The sequence below is a fragment of the Oerskovia sp. NPDC057915 genome (genome assembly GCF_042887685.1).
GTDB lineage: Bacteria > Actinomycetota > Actinomycetes > Actinomycetales > Cellulomonadaceae > Oerskovia.
In genome coordinates, this window is sequence record NZ_JBHVOS010000055.1 from 1 (window position 1) to 1,196 (window position 1,196).

Annotated in this window: 1 protein-coding gene; it reads left to right on the plus strand. The window is 71.7% G+C overall.

Translation table 11 applies throughout. The features are described from left to right. Positions 1-186: 186 nt before the first annotated feature. The coding region (locus ACFVQ3_RS18830) for a HAMP domain-containing protein (protein WP_387642416.1) at positions 187-1,196 on the plus strand (1,010 nt) is incomplete at its 3' end.

Below are 1,196 nucleotides of genomic sequence, written 5' to 3' on the forward strand. Positions count from 1 at the left end.
AACATCACCGGCATCGCCACGGCCGCGTCCTCGACGGCGGAGGCGATCCAGCAGATGAACGACTCGATCGCCGAGCTCGCACGCATGAGCGCCGACCTGCAGTCCGACGCCGCGAAGTTCGTCTACTAGCCCGATCCGTCCGGTCGCCAGAGCCACCTCCGCACCTCCACAGAAAGCACCCACACCATGTCCGCACCTCGTCCGGCCTCGTCGGCCGATCGGCCGCGACGATTCACCGTCGGTCGGCGGCTCCGGCTCACGTTCACGGTCCTCGTCGTCCTCGTGCTCGTCGCTGCCGGTGTGGGAGCGGTGGCTCTGGCGCAGCAGAAGTCCTACACCGCCCAGCTCCTGGAGGCGCAGCGCCTCGAGACGGCGGCCGGGGAAGCCCGATTCCTGATCGCCGACGCGACCGGGTGGCAGGCGCTCTACGTGGCCGACAGCGCGATCCTCGGGGTCGACGCCGCACTCGGTGCTGACGGGTACAACCGGAAGGGCATGGAGGAGTCCAGGCAGTCCGTCGAGGCCTGGCTGGACGACCTCGAGTCCACCGCGACCGACACCGCAGCGGACGAGTTCCTCGCCCGGCTGGTGCCGGCGTGGGAGAACTTCTACGACTGGGACGACCAGGTCGTCACCTGGCTGAGGACAGGGACCGCCGAGGGCGCGCAGCAGGCGATGACGTCCATCAACGGCGGCGACGCGGGCGCTGCGTACGACCAGGTCCTCGGGATCGCCGACGCGACGCAGGCGACGGCGACCGAGCGCGTCGACGCGATCCTCGCGGAGCAGCAGGCATGGCAGGGCCGGGCGATCACGGTGCTCGTCGGGACGGGCGTCGTGGCTGTCGTCGCCGCCCTGTTCCTGGGGGCCTGGACGAACCGAGTCCTGGTCGGGCGCATCAAGCGGGTGCGCGAGGTCGCGGAAGCGCTCAGCTCGGGCGACCTCACGCAGTCCTCCGGGCTCGCGGCGACCGACGAGCTCGGAGACGCGGGCCTCGCCCTCGACCGGGGTGTGACCACGATCCGCGGGCTCGTCGGCGGCCTGGCCCGTTCCGCGGGGACCCTCGCGGCGGGGACCGAGCAGCTCGCCCTGGTGGCGTCGCAGTTCTCGGCGTCGTCGGAGGAGACGGCGGCGCAGTCGGGGGTGGTGGCTGCTGCTGCGGAGCAGGTGTCGCAGAACGTGCGGACGGTGGCTGC